Below are 18,382 nucleotides of genomic sequence, written 5' to 3'. Positions count from 1 at the left end.
GCCCCAGTGAGCGGGTCAGGCGCTGCGCGCGCCCACCTTCGCCCAGGTCGCCCCCGGGCGAGGTTCACGACGAGCAAGGTCCCGCTGTACGGCACCGCGATGGTGACCCGCTGTCAGCACCGGGCGGCACCGGCGACACGTAGCGGTCTGCCAGCGCGCGTCGTCCGTGCGTTGCTCGGTGACCACTGCGGCAGGTGAGCCGCAGGCCTCACAGTCCAGATCGAGACCGGTGCCGAACAGCGTCTCGACGGCGATCTGTTCGCGATACCACCGGCCGTAGCGGCGTTCGATGCGCATCGTGCCCGGCGGCAGGCGTCGCGGCAGGTCGATCCGATCACGCCAACACGACACCGCCAGCGTTTCGCCGTGGGTGTCGTCGGCGACCACGGCAACGTCCGCCATGAACCCACAGGTGTCGCAGGTCAGGCGGGCCGGCATCGGCGCGGGCACGTCCAGCACGGGCCGATCATGCCGCGAACGAGTCACTCAACGTGGTCGACACGCGACAGGTGTTCACGAAAAGCCCGGGAGTGTTCACGAAAACGCCGGGACCTCTGGTGCTCTGTGCCGCGACGAAGCGTGGAAGGATCGAGTGCGGATATCCACCCCATCATGCGATTACCAGGGAGCTCATCTCATGCCCATCGCAACCCCCGAGGTCTATGCCGCGATGCTCGACCGGGCCAAGGCCGACCGCTTCGCCTACCCGGCGATCAACATCAGCTCGTCGCAGACCCTCAACGCCGCCATTCGCGGCTTCGCCGAGGCCGAGAGCGACGGCATCGTCCAGGTCTCCACCGGTGGCGCCGAGTACCTGTCCGGCCCCACGGTCAAGGACATGGTGACCGGGTCGGTCGCGCTGGCCGCCTACGCGCACGAGGTCGCCAAGAAGTACGACATCAACATCGCGCTGCACACCGACCACTGCCCCAAGAACAAGCTCGACGGCTTCGTCCGCCCGCTGCTGGCGATCAGCACCGAGCGCGTGAAGAGCGGGCAGAACCCGCTGTTCCAGTCGCACATGTGGGACGGCTCGGCCGTGCCGCTGGCCGAGAACCTGGTCATCGCTCAGGAGCTGCTGGCTCTGGCCAAGGCTGCCAACATCATCCTCGAGGTCGAGATCGGCGTCGTGGGCGGCGAGGAGGACGGCGTCGTCGGCGAGATCAACGACAAGCTGTACACCTCGGTCGAGGACGGCATGGCCACGGCCGAAGCGCTCGGCCTGGGTGAGAAGGGCCGCTACATGGCCGCCCTCACCTTCGGCAACGTGCACGGCGTGTACAAGCCGGGCAACGTGAAGCTGCGCCCGGAGATCCTCAAGGAGATCCAGGACGCGGTCGGCGCCAAGTACGGCAAGGACAAGCCGTTCGACCTTGTCTTCCACGGCGGATCCGGCTCGTTGCCGTCGGAGATCTCGGACGCTGTCGACTACGGCGTGATCAAGATGAACGTCGACACCGACACCCAGTACGCCTTCACCCGCCCGATCGCTGCACACATGATGCAGAACTACGACGGCGTGCTGAAGATCGACGGCGAGGTCGGCAACAAGAAGACCTACGACCCCCGTGCCTGGGGCAAGGCCGGCGAGGCCGGCATGACCGCTCGCGTGGTCGAGGCCTGCCAGGACCTGCGTTCGGCCGGTACCAAGCTCAAGTAAGGCCTTCAGCGCACCAAGGTGGAGGGTTCGGCACCGTCTGCGTGTCCGAACCCTCCACCTTGTTCGCTGTCCGAGCCCGAGTGCGATGAGATAGGGCCGTGACGCAGCGCTTCCTGGACGAGGTCGATCCCCCGCTGAGTGAGCTGACGCTCGACTCGAACCACCTCGAGCTGGCCCAGAGCAGTGCGCTGCAACGAGGCGCCGAGAACCTGCTGACCAAGGCCATCGATGCGCTGGCCGAGGACGACGCCGCGCGTGCCGACCGCTTGGTGCGCCGCGCCCTCGGGCTCCCGTTCGACGACTACGAAGAGTGCACACCTGCCTGGTGGCAGGCGTACATGCTGCTGTTCCTGCTGATCACCGACGAGCTGGAGGACGGCCCGGACGACGAGGCCTGGCTGGACGCCGCACTGCAGGTCGAGGCGCAGGCCACCGGTGCGGGGCGGGACGCCGTCCGGCTTGCCTTGGCCGTGATCGAGCAGGACTTCGGCCTGGACCGTGCGGCGGCCCGACGCATCCGGGAGCGAATCGGCACGACCAAGCCGCTGCCGAGCTGGCAGGACCTGCTACCCGAGGCACCGGACGACGCCACCGCGGCAATCCTGCAGGTCTTGACCACCTTCAACGCCTATGACGACGCCCTCGACCTGCCGGCGGACGCCTAGGCCGTGCCGGCGAGCCAGATCTGGCCGGTCGAGCTCACCTTGTGCGACAGATGTTCTTGTTCCATCCCATGACGCCGCAGCCATCGCTGGCCGACGCCTGTAGCGCACTGCCTCCACCCACGAGGGCCATCGCCACCAGAACCACTGCCACCACACGCTTTGCCGACATTGCGATCTCCTCGAACACGCCCCGGTCGAGCCGCCGGAGCCTCGCCGGGGATCTTTCTGCCCCACTCCCCCCGATCCAAGGAATTGGCGTGGCACAGTGTTGCCACGGCCGCTTTGTGCCAGGGGAGGGTCGGTGTTCGAGTCGTTCGGGGTCGGCGCTGACGCCGAGTCGCTCTATCGGTTCATGCTCGACCACCCTGGCCTCTCCCGAGCTCGACTGTCGGTTGAGTGGGGCCGCACTCACGAGATCACCGAGGGGTTGCTGGGCGAACTCGACGGGCTGGGTCTGGTCGTCCAGGATCCCCGGTCCGAGCCGTGCGCGCTGGCACCGGAGCGGGCGATCGACATCCTGATCGCGCGCGAGGAGGAAGCCCTCGACGACCGTCGACGACAGTTGCAGGCCACGCGGGCCTCCATTCCCGAACTGGTGGACGTGTTCGTCGAATCCCGGCGGCAGTACGTGAGCCGGGACGTCGAGCTGCTGACCGACTCGGCCCTGGTGCGGTCACGGTTGTACCAACTCGCCACCGAGGCCGAGGCATCGGTCTGGGCGCTGCAGCCCGACCGAGGTCTGACACCGGAGGCGATGGCCGCAGCACGGCCCCTGGATCACGATCTGCGCGCGCGTGATGTGGCGTGCCGGCTCGTGGTGACGGCGTCGTCGCTGCACACGCCAGGGTGGCTCGGCTACCTGCACGAGTTGCAACAGATCGGCCAGCAGGTTCGCGTCGCCGGCACGGTGAGCCAACGCTGCATCATCGTCGATGACCACACGGCGGTGATCCCGAGCAGCGACCACGGGTCGCCCGGCGCGTATGTCCTGCACGGCCATTCCCTGGTCGCTCCCGTCGTGGCCCTGTTCGAGGAGATCTGGCTGCACGCCGGGCCGGTCCCCCAGGATGGGGAGGACCGCTCGTCCTCGACACCCGAGCGCATGCGGGAGGTCGCCGCGTTGCTCGCCCTCGGCATCAAGGACGAAGCCGTGGCCCGCCGCCTCGGAGTCTCGGTACGCACCGTTCGTCGACTGATCGCCGCCACCATGACGGAATTGCGCACCGACAGTCGATTCCAGGCCGGCGTCGCCGCGGTGCGCCGAGGCTGGCTCACCGTCGACAGTGAGCCACCGGACGGCGAGCCCTGAGGTGTCGACGCGACCCGCACCCGTGACACCAAGCGGACGTGGCCGGTCCTGACCCACCCCACTCCTCCCCACGGCGTGAGCCGGGACTGCAGAGTCCTCCACGGATGGCGCGGATCGGCCGCGCACCGACGAAACGGAGGGACACCATGACTGCACCCCGGCGTCAGACGATGGGACGCATCACCGGAGGGATCGTGCTCGCGGGAGCCGCATTCCTGGCCCCCACGGGCTCGGCGTCCGCTGTGACGACCACCGTGGCGGCCACCACCTGGGTCACCGACGACACCGACCTGCTCGAGGTGGCATCCACGAACGGCAAGGCCGAGATCACCCCGGCGACCATCGTCTGGCAGCACGAGGGCGGCATCCAGGTCTACGAGGACGCGCGTGCCGCCTGGCAGGCGCGGCTGCGCGTGGACGGCGGGCCGAACTCCTGCGCCTATCTGAAGGTCACGACCTACATGAAGGACAACAACGGCAACGAGAGCATCTCGAAGCTCTTCCCCGCCAAGGGAACAGAGCCGCACGGGTACTTCCACGTGTGCAAGGACGACGGCAAGGGCTCGAATCTCTTCACCGGCGCAGATGTGATCGACAACCATCTCGGCGGTGCGCCTCACCACTTCAGCCGAGTGGTGGCGGAGGTCTGCTACGCGAAGGATCTGCAGAGCGTCGGGTTCGCCTGCGCGAAGATCACCAAGCACCCGGGCGACTGACCTCACCCGGCGGTGATTGGGTGCGGTGGGACGGGCGCGTCGGCGTCAGAGCCCACCGCACCCCGGCTTCGGTTCCGCTCGACCACACCCCGTGCTCGTACACTTCACCAGTGAGCGGAAACCTGCTGAACCCCTCCCTGCCCGGGCACGGTACCGAGCTTCCCGACGACCGCGAGGTCCGCGCCGAACTGGACGCCGGCCGAACGCCGTCCGAGGTTGCCGCGGCGCACCCGGCCCGCAGCCTGCCGTGGGCGGTGCTCGCCGAGCAGGCGCTGGACGCCGGTGAGCCGGTTCAGGCGTACGCCTATGCCCGCGTGGGGTACCACCGCGGCCTGGACGCGTTGCGTGGCGCAGGATGGCGCGGCACCGGAGCGGTTCCCTGGTCACACGAACCCAACCGTGGGTTCCTGCGGGCACTGCACGCGCTCGGCCGGGCGGCAGCCGCCATCGGCGAGGACGCCGAGAAGCGGCGCTGTGCCATGTTTCTGGCCGACTGCGACCCAGCGGCCGCAGCCGAACTCGGGGAGAAGTGAGCCATGCCTGCAGTTGTGATCGTCGGCGCTCAATGGGGTGACGAGGGCAAGGGCAAGGCGACCGATGCCCTCGGGCACGCGGTCGACTATGTCGTGAAGTTCAACGGCGGCAACAACGCCGGCCACACCGTGGTGATCGGGCAGGAGAAGTACGCCCTGCACCTGTTGCCCTCGGGCATCCTCACCCCCGGCGTGGTGCCGGTGATCGGCAACGGCGTGGTGATCGATCTGAGCGTGCTGTTCAGCGAGATCGACGCCCTGGTCTCACGCGGCATCGATTGCTCCGCCCTACTCGTGTCGGCGAACGCGCACATCATCCCGCCGTACAACCGCACCATCGACAAGGTGATCGAGCGCTTCCTCGGCCAGCGCAAGATCGGCACCACCGGCCGGGGCATCGGGCCGACCTATGCCGACAAGATGAACCGCATCGGCATCCGGGTGCAGGACCTGTTCGACGAGCACATCCTGGCCCAGAAGGTCGGCAGTGCCCTCGACCAGAAGAACCACCTACTGGTGAAGGTCTACAACCGGCGGGCCATCTCGGCCGACGAGACCGTCGAGCACCTCTTGTCCTATGCCGAGCGGCTGCGCCCGATGGTGGCCGACACCGCCAAGGTGCTGGTCGACGCCCTGGACGAGGGCCGCACCGTGCTGTTCGAGGCCGGTCAGGCGACCCAACTGGACGTCGACCACGGCAACTATCCGTTCGTGACGTCGTCCAATGCGACCTCGGGCGGAGCCTGCACCGGTAGCGGCGTGCCGCCGACCCGGATCGACACCGTGGTGGCCGTGGCCAAGGCGTATGCCACCCGGGTCGGTGAAGGTCCGTTCCCGACCGAGTTGTTCGATGCCGACGGCGAGCGGTTGCGTCGCGTCGGCGGCGAGTTCGGGACGACGACCGGGCGGCCACGGCGCTGCGGCTGGTACGACGCCCCGGTGGTCCGATACGCCACGCGGATCAATGGTTTGACCGATCTGGTGCTCACCAAGCTCGACGTGCTCACCGGGGTGGAGCAGCTGCCGGTGTGCGTGGCCTACGACGTGGACGGCGTGCGCCAGGAGGACATTCCCTTGACGCAGAGCGACTTTCACCACGCCAAGCCCGTCTACGAGTACTTCGACGGCTGGGCCGAGGACCTCGCCGGCATCCGGTCGTTCGAGGATCTACCCAAGAACGCGCAGCGCTATGTGCTGGCCCTGGAGGAGATGGCCGGCGTACGGATCAGCGCGATCGGGGTGGGTCCCGAGCGCGAGGACCTGGTGATCCGACACGACATTCTCGGCTGAGGTTAGGCTTCGCCTCGCCGCCAGTGGTGTCGGCGTCCATCTCGCCCGTCCACCCGGGAGCCCCGATGAGCACCTCCACCCTGCCCGACACCACGGCACCCTTGCGGTCGGAGATCAACCGGCTCGGTCAGATCCTCGGCGACACCCTGGCTCGTCAGCACGGGCCCGAATTGCTCGGCCTCGTCGAGCAGGTGCGCCAGTCGGCCCGCACCGACCCGCAGCGGACGGCGCAGTTGCTGGCCGAGGTCGACCTGCCCACGGCGACCTCGCTGGCGCGGGCCTTCGCCACCTACTTCCACCTGGCCAACGTGGCCGAGCAGGTGCATCGAGCCCGTGAGATCACGCGGGCCAACCGCAGCCAGGGCGACCCGCTGACCCTGGCCGCCGCCCGCATCGGTGAGGCCATCACGGCCGGTGAGATCGAACGCGAGCAGGTCGGCGAGGCAGTGCGCGCCCTGGCCGCCCGCCCGGTGTTCACCGCTCACCCGACCGAGGCCGCGCGGCGCTCGGTGCTGCTGAAACTGCGCGGCATCGCCGACCAGCTGTCGAGCACCCCGGACGCCGCCGCCCTGGACGACCCGCGCACCCACCGCCGGGTGACCGAGTTGATCGAGCTGCTCTGGCAGACCGACGAACTGCGCTTGACCCGGCCCGAGGTGATGGACGAGGCGCGCAACGCGGTCTACTACCTCGACGCTCTCATGGCCGGGGCGGTGCCGGAGGTGTTGGACGGGCTGGCCGCCTCCCTCGCCTCGATCGGCGTCGAGATGCCACTGGACACCCGCCCGCTCTCGTTCGGGTCGTGGATCGGTGGGGACCGTGACGGCAACCCGTTCGTCACGCCGCAGACCACCCGCGAGGTCGCCGACCTGCTGCGTGACCATGCCATCCGCGACCTGCACGCCCTGATGGACCGGTTGCTCGAAGACCTCTCGTGCAGTGAGCGTTTCGTCGAGGCCACGCCCGAGCTGCGCGACTCGCTCACGGCGGATCTCGCCGCGTTGACCACGCTCGACGAGCGCTATCGACGACTCAACGCCGAAGAGCCCTATCGTCTGAAACTCACCTGTATCCGGGCCAAGCTGACGGCCACGCGCGCTGCGGCCACGATCGGGACGCCGCGTCGTCCGGGGGTGGAGTACGCGAGTACCCGCGAGCTACTCGACGATCTGCTGCTGGTGCGAAACTCGTTGGCGGCGTGCGGAACAGACCTGGCTGCCCGTGGCATCATCGAGCGGGCGATCCGCATCGTGTCGGCCGCCGGCCTGTCCCTGGCGACGCTCGACGTGCGCGAGCACGCTGCCCTGCATCATGCTGCACTGGGCACGCTGATCGACCGCCTCGGTGAGCAGCCCCGACCGTATGCCGACCTGGCACGGGCCAATCGAACGGCGGTGCTCGCCACCGAACTCGCCTCGCGCCGCCCGCTCGCGCCGAGCCCGCCCCCGCTGGACGGCATGCAGCGCACGACCTTCGAGACGTTCGTGGCCATCCGGGACGTGCTCGATCGGTTCGGGCCGGAGGCATGCGAGTCCTACATCATCTCGATGACCAAGGGCGCGGACGACGTCCTCGCGGCGGTGGTGCTGGCTCGCGAGGCGGGGCTGGTCGACATTCCGGGCGGGGTGGCGCGGATCGGTTTCGTCCCGCTTCTCGAGACCGTCGACGAACTGCGCCGAGCCGGGGATCTGTTGGGGGAGTTGTTGTCCGAGCCGAGCTATCGGCGACTGGTGGCGCTGCGCGGCGACGTCCAAGAGGTGATGCTGGGCTATTCCGACAGCAACAAGGACGCCGGGATCACCACCTCGCAGTGGCAGATCCATCTCGCGCAGCGGTCATTGCGCGACGTCGCCGCAGCACACGGCGTTCGGCTGCGGTTGTTCCACGGCCGCGGCGGCACCGTGGGCCGCGGCGGTGGCCCGACCTACGACGCGATCCTGTCGCAGCCGTGGGGGGTTCTGGACGGCGAGATCAAGCTGACCGAACAGGGCGAGGTGATCTCGGACAAGTACCTGGTGCCGCAACTGGCCCGCGAGAACCTCGGGCTGCTGGTCTCGGCGACGCTGGTCTCGTCGGTGTTGCATCGTCGATCGCTGGCCAGCACCGACAAGCTCGCCCGCTGGGACGCCGCGATGGGGCTGATCTCGACGGCCGCGCAGCGTCGCTACCGCGACCTGGTCACCGACCCCGATCTGCCGGAGTACTTCGGCCGCTCGACCCCGGTCGAGGAGCTGGCCGACCTGCACCTGGGCTCGCGCCCGGCCCGGCGGGCCACGACCGGCGAGGGGATCGACGGACTACGCGCGATCCCGTGGGTGTTCGGCTGGACCCAGTCGCGCCAGATCGTGCCGGGCTGGTTCGGCGTGGGCTCAGGCCTGGCCGCGGCCAGGGCGGCCGGGTTGGGCGAGGTGCTGCGCGAGATGCTGGACGAGTGGCGGTTCTTCGCCAACTTCGTCTCCAACGTCGAGATGACCCTGGCCAAGACCGACCTCGCCGTGGCCCGGCAGTACGTCGAACAGTTGGCACCGGCGCATCTGCACCGGGTGTTCGACCTGATCGAGGCCGAGCACGCGCTGACCGTGCGCGAGATCCAGGCGCTGACCGGAGAGTCGACGATCCTGGCCCGCCAGCCGTCACTGGCTCGCACCCTGGCGACCCGCGATGCCTACCTCTTGCCGCTGCAGCTGCTGCAGATTCAGCTACTGCGCCGGGTCCGCGCGGCCCGGGAGGCCGGCCACGAGGTCGACGAGACCCTGCGCCGGGCGTTGCTCGTCACCGTGAACGGCATCGCCACGGGGTTGCGCAACACCGGCTGATCACCGCCCCACCAGGCTCCGCCGCCCCTCGGCGCCGACGTGACCGAGTCGACCCCTCGTCGACGTGACTTAGGTAAGGCTAACCTAATATGGTCCTCACGTGCCGGGGCGCCCGGCGTTCCGGCAACCCGGAGGGGCCGTGCTCGCGAACTATCTGATCGGGCTACGCGAGGGGCTCGAGGCCTCACTGGTCGTCGTGATCCTGGTGGCGCACCTGGTGCGCACCGGCCGCAGTGATCGCCTGGGTGCCGTATGGGCCGGCGTGGCCGCGGCGATCGCGATCTCCCTCGGCGTCGGGGCACTGCTCACCTTCGGCCCCAAGGGGCTCACCTTTCAGGCCGGCGCCTGATCGCCGTCGCCTTGGTCACCTGGATGGTGCTCTGGATGGCCACGGCTGCGCGCAGTCTGTCGGGCGAGCTGAAGAACCGGCTGGACGCCGCGGCTGTCGTCGGACGGCGCGCACTGGCCCTGGTGGCGCTGCTCGCGGTCGGCCGCGAGGGCCTCGAGACAGCTCTGTTCCTCTGGGCGGCCACCCGATCTGCCGCCACCCCCGGGCAGTCGGCCGCAATTCCACTCGTCGGAGCGCTGCTCGGCCTGCTCACGGCCGTGGTGATCGGATGGCTGATCTATCGAGGAGCGTTGCGGCTGAACCTGTCCCGGTTCTTCGCCTGGACCGGTGGCCTGCTGGTCCTCATCGCGGCCGGCGTCCTCGCCTACGCCGTCCACGACCTGCAGGAGGCCGGCGTGCTGCCGGGCCTGAACACCTTGGCCTTCGATGTCAGCACGAGCCTGGCGCCGTCCACCGCCCTCGCCACCGTGATCAAGGGAATCTTCAACCTGTCCCCCGCCATGACCTGGCTCGAGTTGCTCGTCTGGGTCGGCTACGTGGCCGTGGTCATGCCGCTGTTCCTGCAGCGGCTCCGCCGTGCGAACCCACCCCAGCCCGTCCCCACCCCGACCGGAGTCCGTTCGTGAACCGTCCCCTCACCCTGCTCTGCTGCGCCAGCGCCGCGCTGACCCTCGCCCTCACCGGGTGCACCGACAATCCCGGCACGTCGTCGGCCGGTGGGCCGGCGTCCGGTGCGCTGTCGGTCGTCACCACGGACGATGCCTGCCGGGTGTCCGCGACCGAGGCGCCGTCCGGCACCCTGACCTTCTCGGTGACGAACGAGGGCACCACGGTCACCGAGTTCTACGTGTTGGCGTCCGACAAGCTGCGCATCATCGGCGAGGTCGAGAACATCGGGCCCGGGCTGACCCGCGACCTGGTGCTGAAAGCCCCTGCGGGGTCGTACGTCACGGCCTGCAAGCCGGGCATGACCGGTGCCGGTATCCAGGCGGCGTTCACCGTCACCGAATCCGGCGCCGACCTCTCCCCGTCCGGCGCCGAGGCCGACCTGCTCGCTCAGGCGAACACGGCGTACTCGGCGTACGTGAAGGATCAGACCGAGCAGCTGGTGGCCCAGACGTCGTCCTTCGTGGCCGCCTACACCGCCGGGCGGGACGACGAGGCCCGCGGTCTCTACCCGACGGCCCGAGTGCACTGGGAACGGATCGAGACCGTGGCGGAGTCGTTCGGCGATCTCGACCCCCGGATGGATGCCCGTGAGGCCGACCTGGAACCGGGCCAGGACTGGACCGGCTGGCACGTGATGGAGAAGGACCTCTGGCCCCCGGCCTCCGGGTACACCCCGCTGACCCCGGCGCGCCGCCGGCAGATCGCCGACCTGCTGGTCACCGACACCGCGACCTTGTTCGAGCGCACTCGCACCATGACGTTCACCGCCGACCAGATCGGCAACGGCGCCAAGGGTTTGCTGGACGAGGTGGCCAGCGGCAAGGTCACCGGCGAAGAGGAGATCTGGAGCCACACCGACCTGTGGGACTTCCAGGCCAACGTGGACGGCGCCCGCGTGGCCTGGCAGGGGTTGCAGCCGCTGCTGCGCACCCGCGACGCCGCGCTCGATGCCCAACTCGCCACCCGGTTCGCCGACCTGCAGCGCCTGCTCGACTCTCACCGGCGAGGCGACGGTTTCGTCACCTACGACACGCTCACCCCGGTGCAGGTCAAGGCGCTCTCGGACGCCGTGAATGCCCTGAGCGAGCCGATCTCGCGACTGACCGCGGCGGTGGTCTGAGCCATGGATTCCACCGCACTCGGCCGCAGGGGCCTGCTCGCCGCCGCCGTGGGGACCGCGACCGCCGGCCTGATGGCCGGTGCCGCGGCGGCCCGCGGCATCTCGGCCGTGGACACCGCCGGGGCCGGCGCCGCACCGATCGACGCCTACCCGTTTCACGGTGAGCATCAGGCCGGCATCATCACGCCGGCCCAGGATCGGATGCACTTCGCCGCCTTCGACCTGACCGCACGTTCACGTGAGGACCTGATCGCGCTGCTGCGCACCTGGACGCAGATTGCGGCCGATCTCACCCAGGGCCGCCCGGTCGCCGCCGGCCAGGCCGGCCCCTACGAGGCGCCTGGACACCGGAGAGGCCCAGGGGTTGCCACCGTCCGGCCTGACGATCACCTTCGGGTTCGGCCCCAGCGTGTTTCGCGATGCCGACGGCCGCGATCGCTTCGGCCTGGCCGCGCGTCAGCCCGAGGCATTGCGGCGGCTACCGCACTTCCCGGCCGACGCCCTCGACCCCCGGCGCAGCGACGGTGACCTCTGCGTGCAGGCCTGCGCGCACGACCCCCAGGTGGCGGTGCACGCGGTGCGCAACCTGGCGCGGGCGGCATTCGGTACCGCCGCGATGCGCTGGGCCCAACTCGGGTACGGCCGGACGTCGTCCACCTCGCGCAGCCAGACCACACCGCGAAACCTGTTCGGGTTCAAGGACGGCACGGCGAACATCACCGCCGAGGACACGGCCGCGGCCACCGAGCACGTGTGGGTCGGCCCGGATATGACCCACGCGCCAGATGGCTGGCCGGCGGTTCGTACCTGGTGGCGCGGCGGATCAGCATGAGCATCGAGACCTGGGACCGCACGTCGTTGCGTGAGCAGGAGCAGATCGTGGGACGTGACCGGCGCGAGGGTGCACCGCTGTCCGGCGGCACCGAGTTCACCGAGCCCGACTTCGCCGCTGCCGGTGGCGAGGGAAGGCCGTTGATCGACGAGGTGTCCCACGTACGACTGGCGCACCCGGACAGCAACGGCGGGGCGCGAATGCTGCGGCGCGGCTACAACTTCACCGACGGCAGCGATGACCTCGGCCGCCTGGACGCCGGGCTGTTCTTCGTCGCCTACGTCCGCGACCCGCAGCGACAGTACGTTCCGGTGCAGAACCGGCTGTCGCGCCAGGACCTGATGATGGAGTACCTGAAGCACACCGGATCCGGACTCTTCGCCGTGCCACCCGGGGCGCGCCCGGGCGAGTTCGTCGGGCAGGCCCTGTTCACCTGACCCCGCCGGTCACGCCGTCTTGCGCGGGGCCTTCTTCGCGGCGGTCTTCTTGGCGGGGGCCTTCTTCGCCGCGGGCGCCTCGGCGCCCTCGTCGCTCTCGCCTCGCGCCTTCTTGGCTGCCTCGACGCTGCGCTGCAACGCGGTGAGCAGATCCACCACCTCGGCGCTGCCGGCCTCCTCGTGGGTGACCTCGGGCAGCGGGGTGCCCTCGAGTTTGGACTCGACCAACTCGACCACGGCCTTGGCGTAGGCGTCCTCGTACGCGTCCGGTTCGAAGTCCGCGGCCAGCGACTCGACCAAGGACATCGCCATGCTGAGCTCGGCGTCGCGCACCTCGACGTCCTCGTGCAGGACCTCGAACTCGGCGGCCCGGATCTCATCCGGCCAGAGCATGGTCTGCAGCACGATCACGTCGTCGCGAACCCGCAGCACGGCGAGGGTCTCGCGTTGGCGCATCGCCAGCTTGACCACGGCCATCCGGTCGGTCTTGACCAGGGCCTCACGCAGCAGCACGTACGGCTTGATCGTGCGCGCCTCGGGCTCGAGGTAGTACGACTTGTCGAACAGCATCGGGTCGACCTGGTCGGCGGGCACGAACTCGAGTACGTCGATCTCACGGCTGCTGGTCAGCGGCAGGCTCGCGAAGTCCTCGTCCTCGAGCATCACCTGGCGCCCGTCGGGCGATTCGTACCCCTTCGCCAGCTGGTCCCAGGGCACCTCGTCGCCACACACCTGGCAGACCCGCTTCATCTTGATCCGGCCACCGTCGGCGCGATGCACCTGATGGAAGCGGATGTCGTGCTCCTGCGTGGCCGCGAACACCCGCACCGGCACATTGACCAGGCCGAACGAGACGGCACCCTTCCAGATCGCACGCATCCACCCAGCATGACCGATCGTGGGCCGGTGCGCAGGTCTGCGGCGCGCGGGATCACCCGTCCGTGAGCCACGATGGGGCCATGGCCTTGCTCCCGCGGCAGCTCGCCCCGATGCTCACCACGGCCGCCGACTCGGCCGGCGAACTGCCCGATGACAGCCTGACCTGGGCATACGAGGTGAAATGGGACGGCGTGCGGGTCCTGGCCCAGGTCGACGTCGAGCCGAGGCCCCGGGTTCGGATCGTGAGCCGGGCGGGCAACGAGGCGACGGCGGCCTATCCGGAGTTCGCGGCGTTGTCGGGGGCACTGACCGCCGGACACACCGATGCGGTGCTGGACGGCGAGGTCGTCGTCCTGCGCGCGGGCCGTCCCAGTTTCAGCGCACTGGCCGAACGAATGCACGTGCGTGAGGCGCGGCGGGCAGCAGCGCTGGCGACCAAGGCCCCGGCCACCTTCATCGTGTTCGACCTGTTGCGGCTGGACGGCGAGGATCTCACCGCCCTGCCGTGGTCTCGCCGGCGCGCCCTGCTGGTCGAGGCGTTGGCTGCGACGAGCCCCACCTGGCAACTCTCGCCCGTGTACGACGACCGCGACGCGCTGGTGGCTGCCACCTTGGAGCAAGAGCTCGAGGGAGTGGTGGCCAAGCGCCGTTCGTCGCGCTATCACTGCGGACGGCGTACAGACGACTGGATCAAGTTGGCGCACAAGCGGTTCCAGTCCGCGGTCGTGGGTGGCTGGCGGTGGGAGACCGGCAGCCGAGACCGGCTGGGCGCGCTGCTCATCGGTGTGCCGGACGGCGCGGGCGGGCTGGCGTTCGCCGGTCGGGTGGGTAGCGGCATCACGGCCGGCGTGGCTCGGCACCTGCGCCAACTGCTCGAAGCCGCTCCCGCGCCGGCAAGTCCGTTCACCACCGAGGTGCCGGCCGTCGATGCGCGCGGCACGCTGTGGACCGTCCCGAGCGTTGTGGTCGAGGTGCGTTACCTGGGCCGCGGCGAGGCGGGGCGACTACGGCAACCGGTGTTCCGCGGCGTCCGCAGCGATCTGCGCCCCGACGACGTGCGATGGGAGGCCTGAGGTGACACCCGCACCCCAGCACGGCCCGGATCAGGTGGTGCAGATCGGCGAGCGTCGGCTGGTGCTGCGCAACCTCGAGAAGGTGCTCTACCCCGCCACCGGCACCACCAAGGGCGAGGTGCTCTCGTACTACACACAGGTGGCCGAGGCGATGCTGCCGCACATCATCGGGAGGCCCGCCACCCGCAAGCGCTGGCCCAACGGAGTGACCGGGGCGTCGTTCTTCGAGAAGAACCTGCCCAACGGGACGCCCGACTGGGTGCGCCGGGTCCGCTTGCCGGTCCCCGGATCGTCCAAGGACCGCGAGACCATCCTGTACCCGCTGCTGGACGACCTGGCGAGTCTGATCTGGGCCGCCAACCTGGCCGCCCTCGAACTGCACGTGCCGCAGTGGCACGCCGATCCGAGTCCGGACGGCGCGGCGTCCCGGGGGGTGGCCCACGCCCCCGACCGGCTCGTGATCGACCTCGACCCCGGCGCCCCGGCGGGGTTGGACGAGTGCACCGAGGTGGCGTTCGCCGTCCGGGATCGGCTCGCCGACGACGGACTGGAGTGCTTCCCGGTGACCAGCGGCGGCAAGGGGATGCAGCTCTACGCGCGGCTGCCCGACGATCCGGGTTGGGACGAGGCGGACGACGTCGTGGCGTATGCCAAGGCGTTGGCCGAGGGGCTCGAGTCGCGCATGGGGTCGCTGGTGACCAGCCGCATGACCAAGGCGCTGCGGCCCGGCAAGGTGCTGCTCGACTGGAGCCAGAACAATCCGGCCAAGACCACGATCGCGCCGTACTCTCTACGCGGCCGGGACCTGCCCAACGCCGCCGCGCCGCGCAGTTGGGACGAGCTGGAGGCCGGTGGGCTGCAGCAACTCGATCACGCCGAGGTCGCCACCCGCCTGGCGACCGACGGAGATCTGCTGGCAGGGTTACTGCCATGAGCGTGTGGGCCATCGTCTTGGGCGGCGGGTCGGGCACCCGGTTCGGGGGCGGTGTCGCGAAGCAGTTTCTCGACCTGGGCGGGCGCAGCCTGATCGAGCACGCCATCGCCGGCTCCCGGGCGGTGGCCGACGGAGTGGTCGCCGTGGTGCCCGACCCGTCGGACCCGGCCGCGGCGGCCCTGGACGTCGAGGCCGTCACGCGCGGCGGCGCCTCACGAGCGGGGTCCACCCGCGCCGGGCTCGCGGCCGTTCCCGACGATGCGCAGATCGTCCTGGTGGCCGATGCGGCGCATCCGTTGGCGCCGGTGGCGCTGTATTCGGCTGTGGTGCAAGCGGTTCGGGACGGCGCCGAGGGTGCCTTCCCCGGCTTGCCGCTGGTCGACGTGGTCGCCCGACTATCGCCGGACGGCGCGCGCGGACGATCGCTCGACCGCGCAGCACACGTGAGTGTGCAGGTGCCGCAGGCGTTTCGGGCCGACGTGCTGCGCGCCGCGCATGTTCGCGCGATGCGGGAGGACGCCGAACTCGATGCCGTGACCGTGGTGGAGGATTCCGGCCTGGTCTCGGCCATGACCGTGCACGGCCGACCGGCGCGGGTGGTGAGCGTGCCGGGCGACCCGCGCAACGTCCACATCACCACCCCGGCAGAACTCGAGATGGCGCGCGCCCTGGTGGCTGCCGGGGTGTGCGTGTGAGTCGCACGTCGCAGTCGATCGGCCGGGTCAAGGGTGCCTTCCGCACGCCGTCCGGCCTGCGTCGCATGATGAACGTCTGGCCGCCCTTCCTGTTCGCGGGGATCCGGGTCGAGGAGATCGGGCCGGAGTTTCGGCACGTGAGGGTGCGCCTGCGCCACAGCCTGCTCACGTCGAACTACGTGGGGACCCATTTCGGCGGATCACTCTTCGCCATGACCGACCCGTTCTGGATGCTGATGGTGATGCACAACCTCGGCCCCGATTACGTGGTCTGGGATGCCTCTGCCGAGATCGCGTTTCGCCGGGCGGCGAAGACGGCCGTCACGGCCACCTTCGATCTGGACGATGCCGTGCTCGACGAACTTCGTCGGGCGGTTGCCCGTGGAGGCAGGACACTGCGTTGGTTCGACGTCGACGTGGTGGACCCCCAGGGGCAGATCGTCGCGCAGGTGCGCAAGCAGCTGTACGTGCGGCTGGCGACACCACCGCCCCCCAGCGATACCCCGCCCAAGGCACCGTGACGCGACCCTGCCCACCCGCGACACCACGACGCGCCTCGTCCCGGGCGACACCCATGACGCGAGTCGACCCACCCCGAACCCACCCCGACCTCACCCCGACCTCACCCCGAACCCACCCCGACCTCACCCCGAACCCACCCCGACCTCACCCCGAACCCACTCCGAACCATGATCACCGTTAGATCGCAGATTGCTCCGGATACGCGGTAGCAAACTGCGATCCAACGGTGATCATGGATGACTTCTTCGGCGGACTGGTCAAGATTCGGGGTGAAGGACTATCTTTCGGACTCGTGTCACAGAACGTGCACTACCCACACATTTACCCAAGAGCCGACCTTGGTGGGGACGGACTGTGACCGCGAAAGGGCAGAGAGTGCACCGAGGATCGATCCGGACGGCGACCGTCGTCGCCGCGCTCCTGGTGACCGCCGGATGCACGGGTAAGGGTGACGCAAACCCGCCCGCCACCAGCCGGACGTCGGCCCCGGTGATCTCGCAGCCCGCCGCGACGCCGACACCGTCGACGAAGATCAGCGTTCCGGCCTCGATGTCGCCGGCCGAGACGAAGGCGGTGGGTAACGCGATCGAGGCTTACAAGCAATGGGTCGCGGCGTACGACGTACTGAGGCGATCGGGCGGCAAGAACGTCAAGCCACTGCAGGAGTTCGCGACACAGACAACCCTCGCCAGCGGCCAACAAGCTGCGGCCCTGTATGCCACTAAGGGCTGGCATAGCATTGGAAGTATCGAGATTCGAGAGGTTCGCATCGAACGCGTGAGCATGGCAATCGATCTCGACAAGGACGTTCTTCCGGAAGTTGCTCTGGCAACCTGCGTCGACGCCTCAAACGTCGATGTTCTGGATCCGGGCGGCAGCTCTGTAATCACAACCAGAGAGCGAGTCTATACGGAACAGGTTTGGGTGAGGTACTTCCCGCCAGCTAAATTCCCTCAGGTTGGCCGTGGAGCCAACCATTGGCTTGTTGGCCAAAACAGGAACCAGCAGGTTGAAGAATGTTGACAGCGGCCGTGCTTGCTTTTCTAATACGGGTCCGCCCCGCAAATCTATCTGTGGATGAAGACATTTGCGTAGAGCGCGAGCCTGGCACCGGAATTTGCCTTGTATGGGCGACCGTTCCCGGCCAGCCGGGTGCGTCTCCGCGTCAGACTCCGACGCCAGGCAATGCCCCAGAACCTACGGGGCCGACCTGTTGGGTGGAATCGCTCAGCCCTCAACCCGCACGCAGCGACCCAGTCTGGCAGGGCCACCAAGACGGAACCATCGTTCGTCGCCTGTGCCGCAGTATCGACTTCAACGGATCACCCGTCGGTATTCCCGGACCGCCGTACTGGACCGGCCAAGCCCCACCGGCCGTCGACCCCGCCGTCCTGGCCCGCCAACTCCTGGCCACTCTGCAGATCCGCGCCATCACCATCGGCATGGTCCCCGAGGCCGGACCCGACAAGCTGGGCGCCGTCGGCGTCCCGGTCTGGATGTGGGCCGAACAGCCCACCCCCCAAACCGTCGGACCCATCACGGCGTCTCAGACCATCTCGGGCGTCACCGTCTCGCTCACCGCCACCCTGACCAGCACCGACTGGGACATGGGCGACGGCACCACCGTTCACTGCACCGGCGCCAACGCCCCCGGCACCCCGTACACGTTCACCACCGAGCTGACCCCTTCGCCCACCTGCGGTCACGTCTACACCAAGCAGGGCAACCCCTACACGATCACCGCCACCGCCCGCTGGCAGGTCAACTGGACTGCCGCCGGCCAGGCCGGAACCATTCCGCTGCAACTCACCTCGACCACGACCCGCCGCGTCGGCGAACTCCAAGTGATCAGCGTCCGCTGACCCGCAGCGGCGACGGCACAC

Annotated in this window: 17 protein-coding genes and 1 pseudogene; 16 read left to right on the top strand and 2 right to left on the bottom strand. The window is 69.2% G+C overall.

The genetic code is table 11. From position 1 onward, the window contains the following. Positions 1–15: 15 nt before the first annotated feature. A complete protein-coding gene (locus IPK24_04120; GenBank protein ID MBK8074756.1) occupies positions 16–459 on the bottom strand; it encodes a hypothetical protein in 444 nt (147 codons plus the stop codon). Between the two features lie 178 nt (positions 460–637). Here IPK24_04120 and fbaA point away from each other — a divergent pair, with 178 nt between their 5' ends. The 10 genes and pseudogenes from fbaA to efeB all read left to right on the top strand — a co-directional run bounded on the left by fbaA (position 638) and on the right by efeB (position 12,396). Further along, on the top strand, positions 638–1,660 hold the full coding sequence (fbaA, locus tag IPK24_04115; GenBank protein ID MBK8074755.1) for a class II fructose-bisphosphate aldolase: 1,023 nt from the start codon (positions 638–640) through the stop codon (positions 1,658–1,660). Between the two features lie 98 nt (positions 1,661–1,758). Further along, positions 1,759–2,325, top strand: a complete 567-nt coding sequence (locus tag IPK24_04110; protein ID MBK8074754.1) for a hypothetical protein — start codon at positions 1,759–1,761, stop codon at positions 2,323–2,325. A gap of 301 nt (positions 2,326–2,626) precedes the next feature. Next, complete coding sequence (locus tag IPK24_04105; protein MBK8074753.1) at positions 2,627–3,634, top strand: response regulator transcription factor; 1,008 nt, start codon at positions 2,627–2,629, stop codon at positions 3,632–3,634. Between the two features lie 146 nt (positions 3,635–3,780). Beyond that, entirely contained in the window at positions 3,781–4,350 is a 570-nt protein-coding gene (locus IPK24_04100; GenBank protein ID MBK8074752.1) for a hypothetical protein, read from the top strand. Positions 4,351–4,472: 122 nt separating this feature from the next. After that, on the top strand, positions 4,473–4,883 hold the full coding sequence (locus tag IPK24_04095; protein ID MBK8074751.1) for a DUF3151 domain-containing protein: 411 nt from the start codon (positions 4,473–4,475) through the stop codon (positions 4,881–4,883). A 3-nt stretch (positions 4,884–4,886) separates the two neighbouring features. Next, entirely contained in the window at positions 4,887–6,173 is a 1,287-nt protein-coding gene (locus IPK24_04090; protein MBK8074750.1) for an adenylosuccinate synthase, read from the top strand. Between the two features lie 65 nt (positions 6,174–6,238). Beyond that, positions 6,239–8,989, top strand: a complete 2,751-nt coding sequence (gene ppc / locus IPK24_04085) for a phosphoenolpyruvate carboxylase (protein MBK8074749.1) — start codon at positions 6,239–6,241, stop codon at positions 8,987–8,989. 100 nt (positions 8,990–9,089) lie between these two features. Then, positions 9,090–9,338: an FTR1 family protein gene (locus tag IPK24_04080; protein MBK8074748.1), complete on the top strand. Its 249-nt coding sequence runs from the start codon at positions 9,090–9,092 to the stop codon at positions 9,336–9,338. Positions 9,339–9,606: 268 nt separating this feature from the next. Beyond that, a complete protein-coding gene (locus tag IPK24_04075) occupies positions 9,607–11,127 on the top strand; it encodes a peptidase M75 family protein (protein MBK8074747.1) in 1,521 nt (506 codons plus the stop codon). A 3-nt stretch (positions 11,128–11,130) separates the two neighbouring features. Beyond that, positions 11,131–12,396, top strand: a pseudogene (efeB, locus tag IPK24_04070) (deferrochelatase/peroxidase EfeB). Positions 12,397–12,405: 9 nt separating this feature from the next. On the opposite strand, the gene IPK24_04065 reads toward efeB, so the two are convergent. Further along, positions 12,406–13,275, bottom strand: a complete 870-nt coding sequence (locus IPK24_04065) for a Ku protein (protein ID MBK8074746.1) — start codon at positions 13,273–13,275, stop codon at positions 12,406–12,408. A gap of 110 nt (positions 13,276–13,385) precedes the next feature. On the opposite strand from IPK24_04065, the gene ligD (IPK24_04060) reads away from it, so the two are divergent. The 6 genes from ligD (IPK24_04060) to IPK24_04035 all read left to right on the top strand — a co-directional run bounded on the left by ligD (IPK24_04060) (position 13,386) and on the right by IPK24_04035 (position 18,361). Further along, positions 13,386–14,348: a non-homologous end-joining DNA ligase gene (gene ligD, locus IPK24_04060; GenBank protein ID MBK8074745.1), complete on the top strand. Its 963-nt coding sequence runs from the start codon at positions 13,386–13,388 to the stop codon at positions 14,346–14,348. Position 14,349: 1 nt separating this feature from the next. Further along, on the top strand, positions 14,350–15,282 hold the full coding sequence (gene ligD / locus IPK24_04055; protein MBK8074744.1) for a non-homologous end-joining DNA ligase: 933 nt from the start codon (positions 14,350–14,352) through the stop codon (positions 15,280–15,282). Then, on the top strand, positions 15,279–15,977 hold the full coding sequence (locus tag IPK24_04050) for a 2-C-methyl-D-erythritol 4-phosphate cytidylyltransferase (protein MBK8074743.1): 699 nt from the start codon (positions 15,279–15,281) through the stop codon (positions 15,975–15,977). Before ligD (IPK24_04055) ends, IPK24_04050 begins: the two co-directional genes overlap by 4 nt. Positions 15,978–16,042: 65 nt before the next feature. Next, entirely contained in the window at positions 16,043–16,498 is a 456-nt protein-coding gene (locus IPK24_04045; protein ID MBK8074742.1) for a DUF4442 domain-containing protein, read from the top strand. Between the two features lie 355 nt (positions 16,499–16,853). Then, complete coding sequence (locus tag IPK24_04040; GenBank protein MBK8074741.1) at positions 16,854–17,522, top strand: hypothetical protein; 669 nt, start codon at positions 16,854–16,856, stop codon at positions 17,520–17,522. A gap of 194 nt (positions 17,523–17,716) precedes the next feature. Next, on the top strand, positions 17,717–18,361 hold the full coding sequence (locus tag IPK24_04035) for a hypothetical protein (protein MBK8074740.1): 645 nt from the start codon (positions 17,717–17,719) through the stop codon (positions 18,359–18,361). Positions 18,362–18,382 lie beyond the last annotated feature (21 nt).

Source organism: Kineosporiaceae bacterium, assembly GCA_016713225.1.
GTDB lineage: Bacteria > Actinomycetota > Actinomycetes > Actinomycetales > Kineosporiaceae > JADJPO01.
This window is presented reverse-complemented; position numbering and strand designations above follow the sequence as displayed.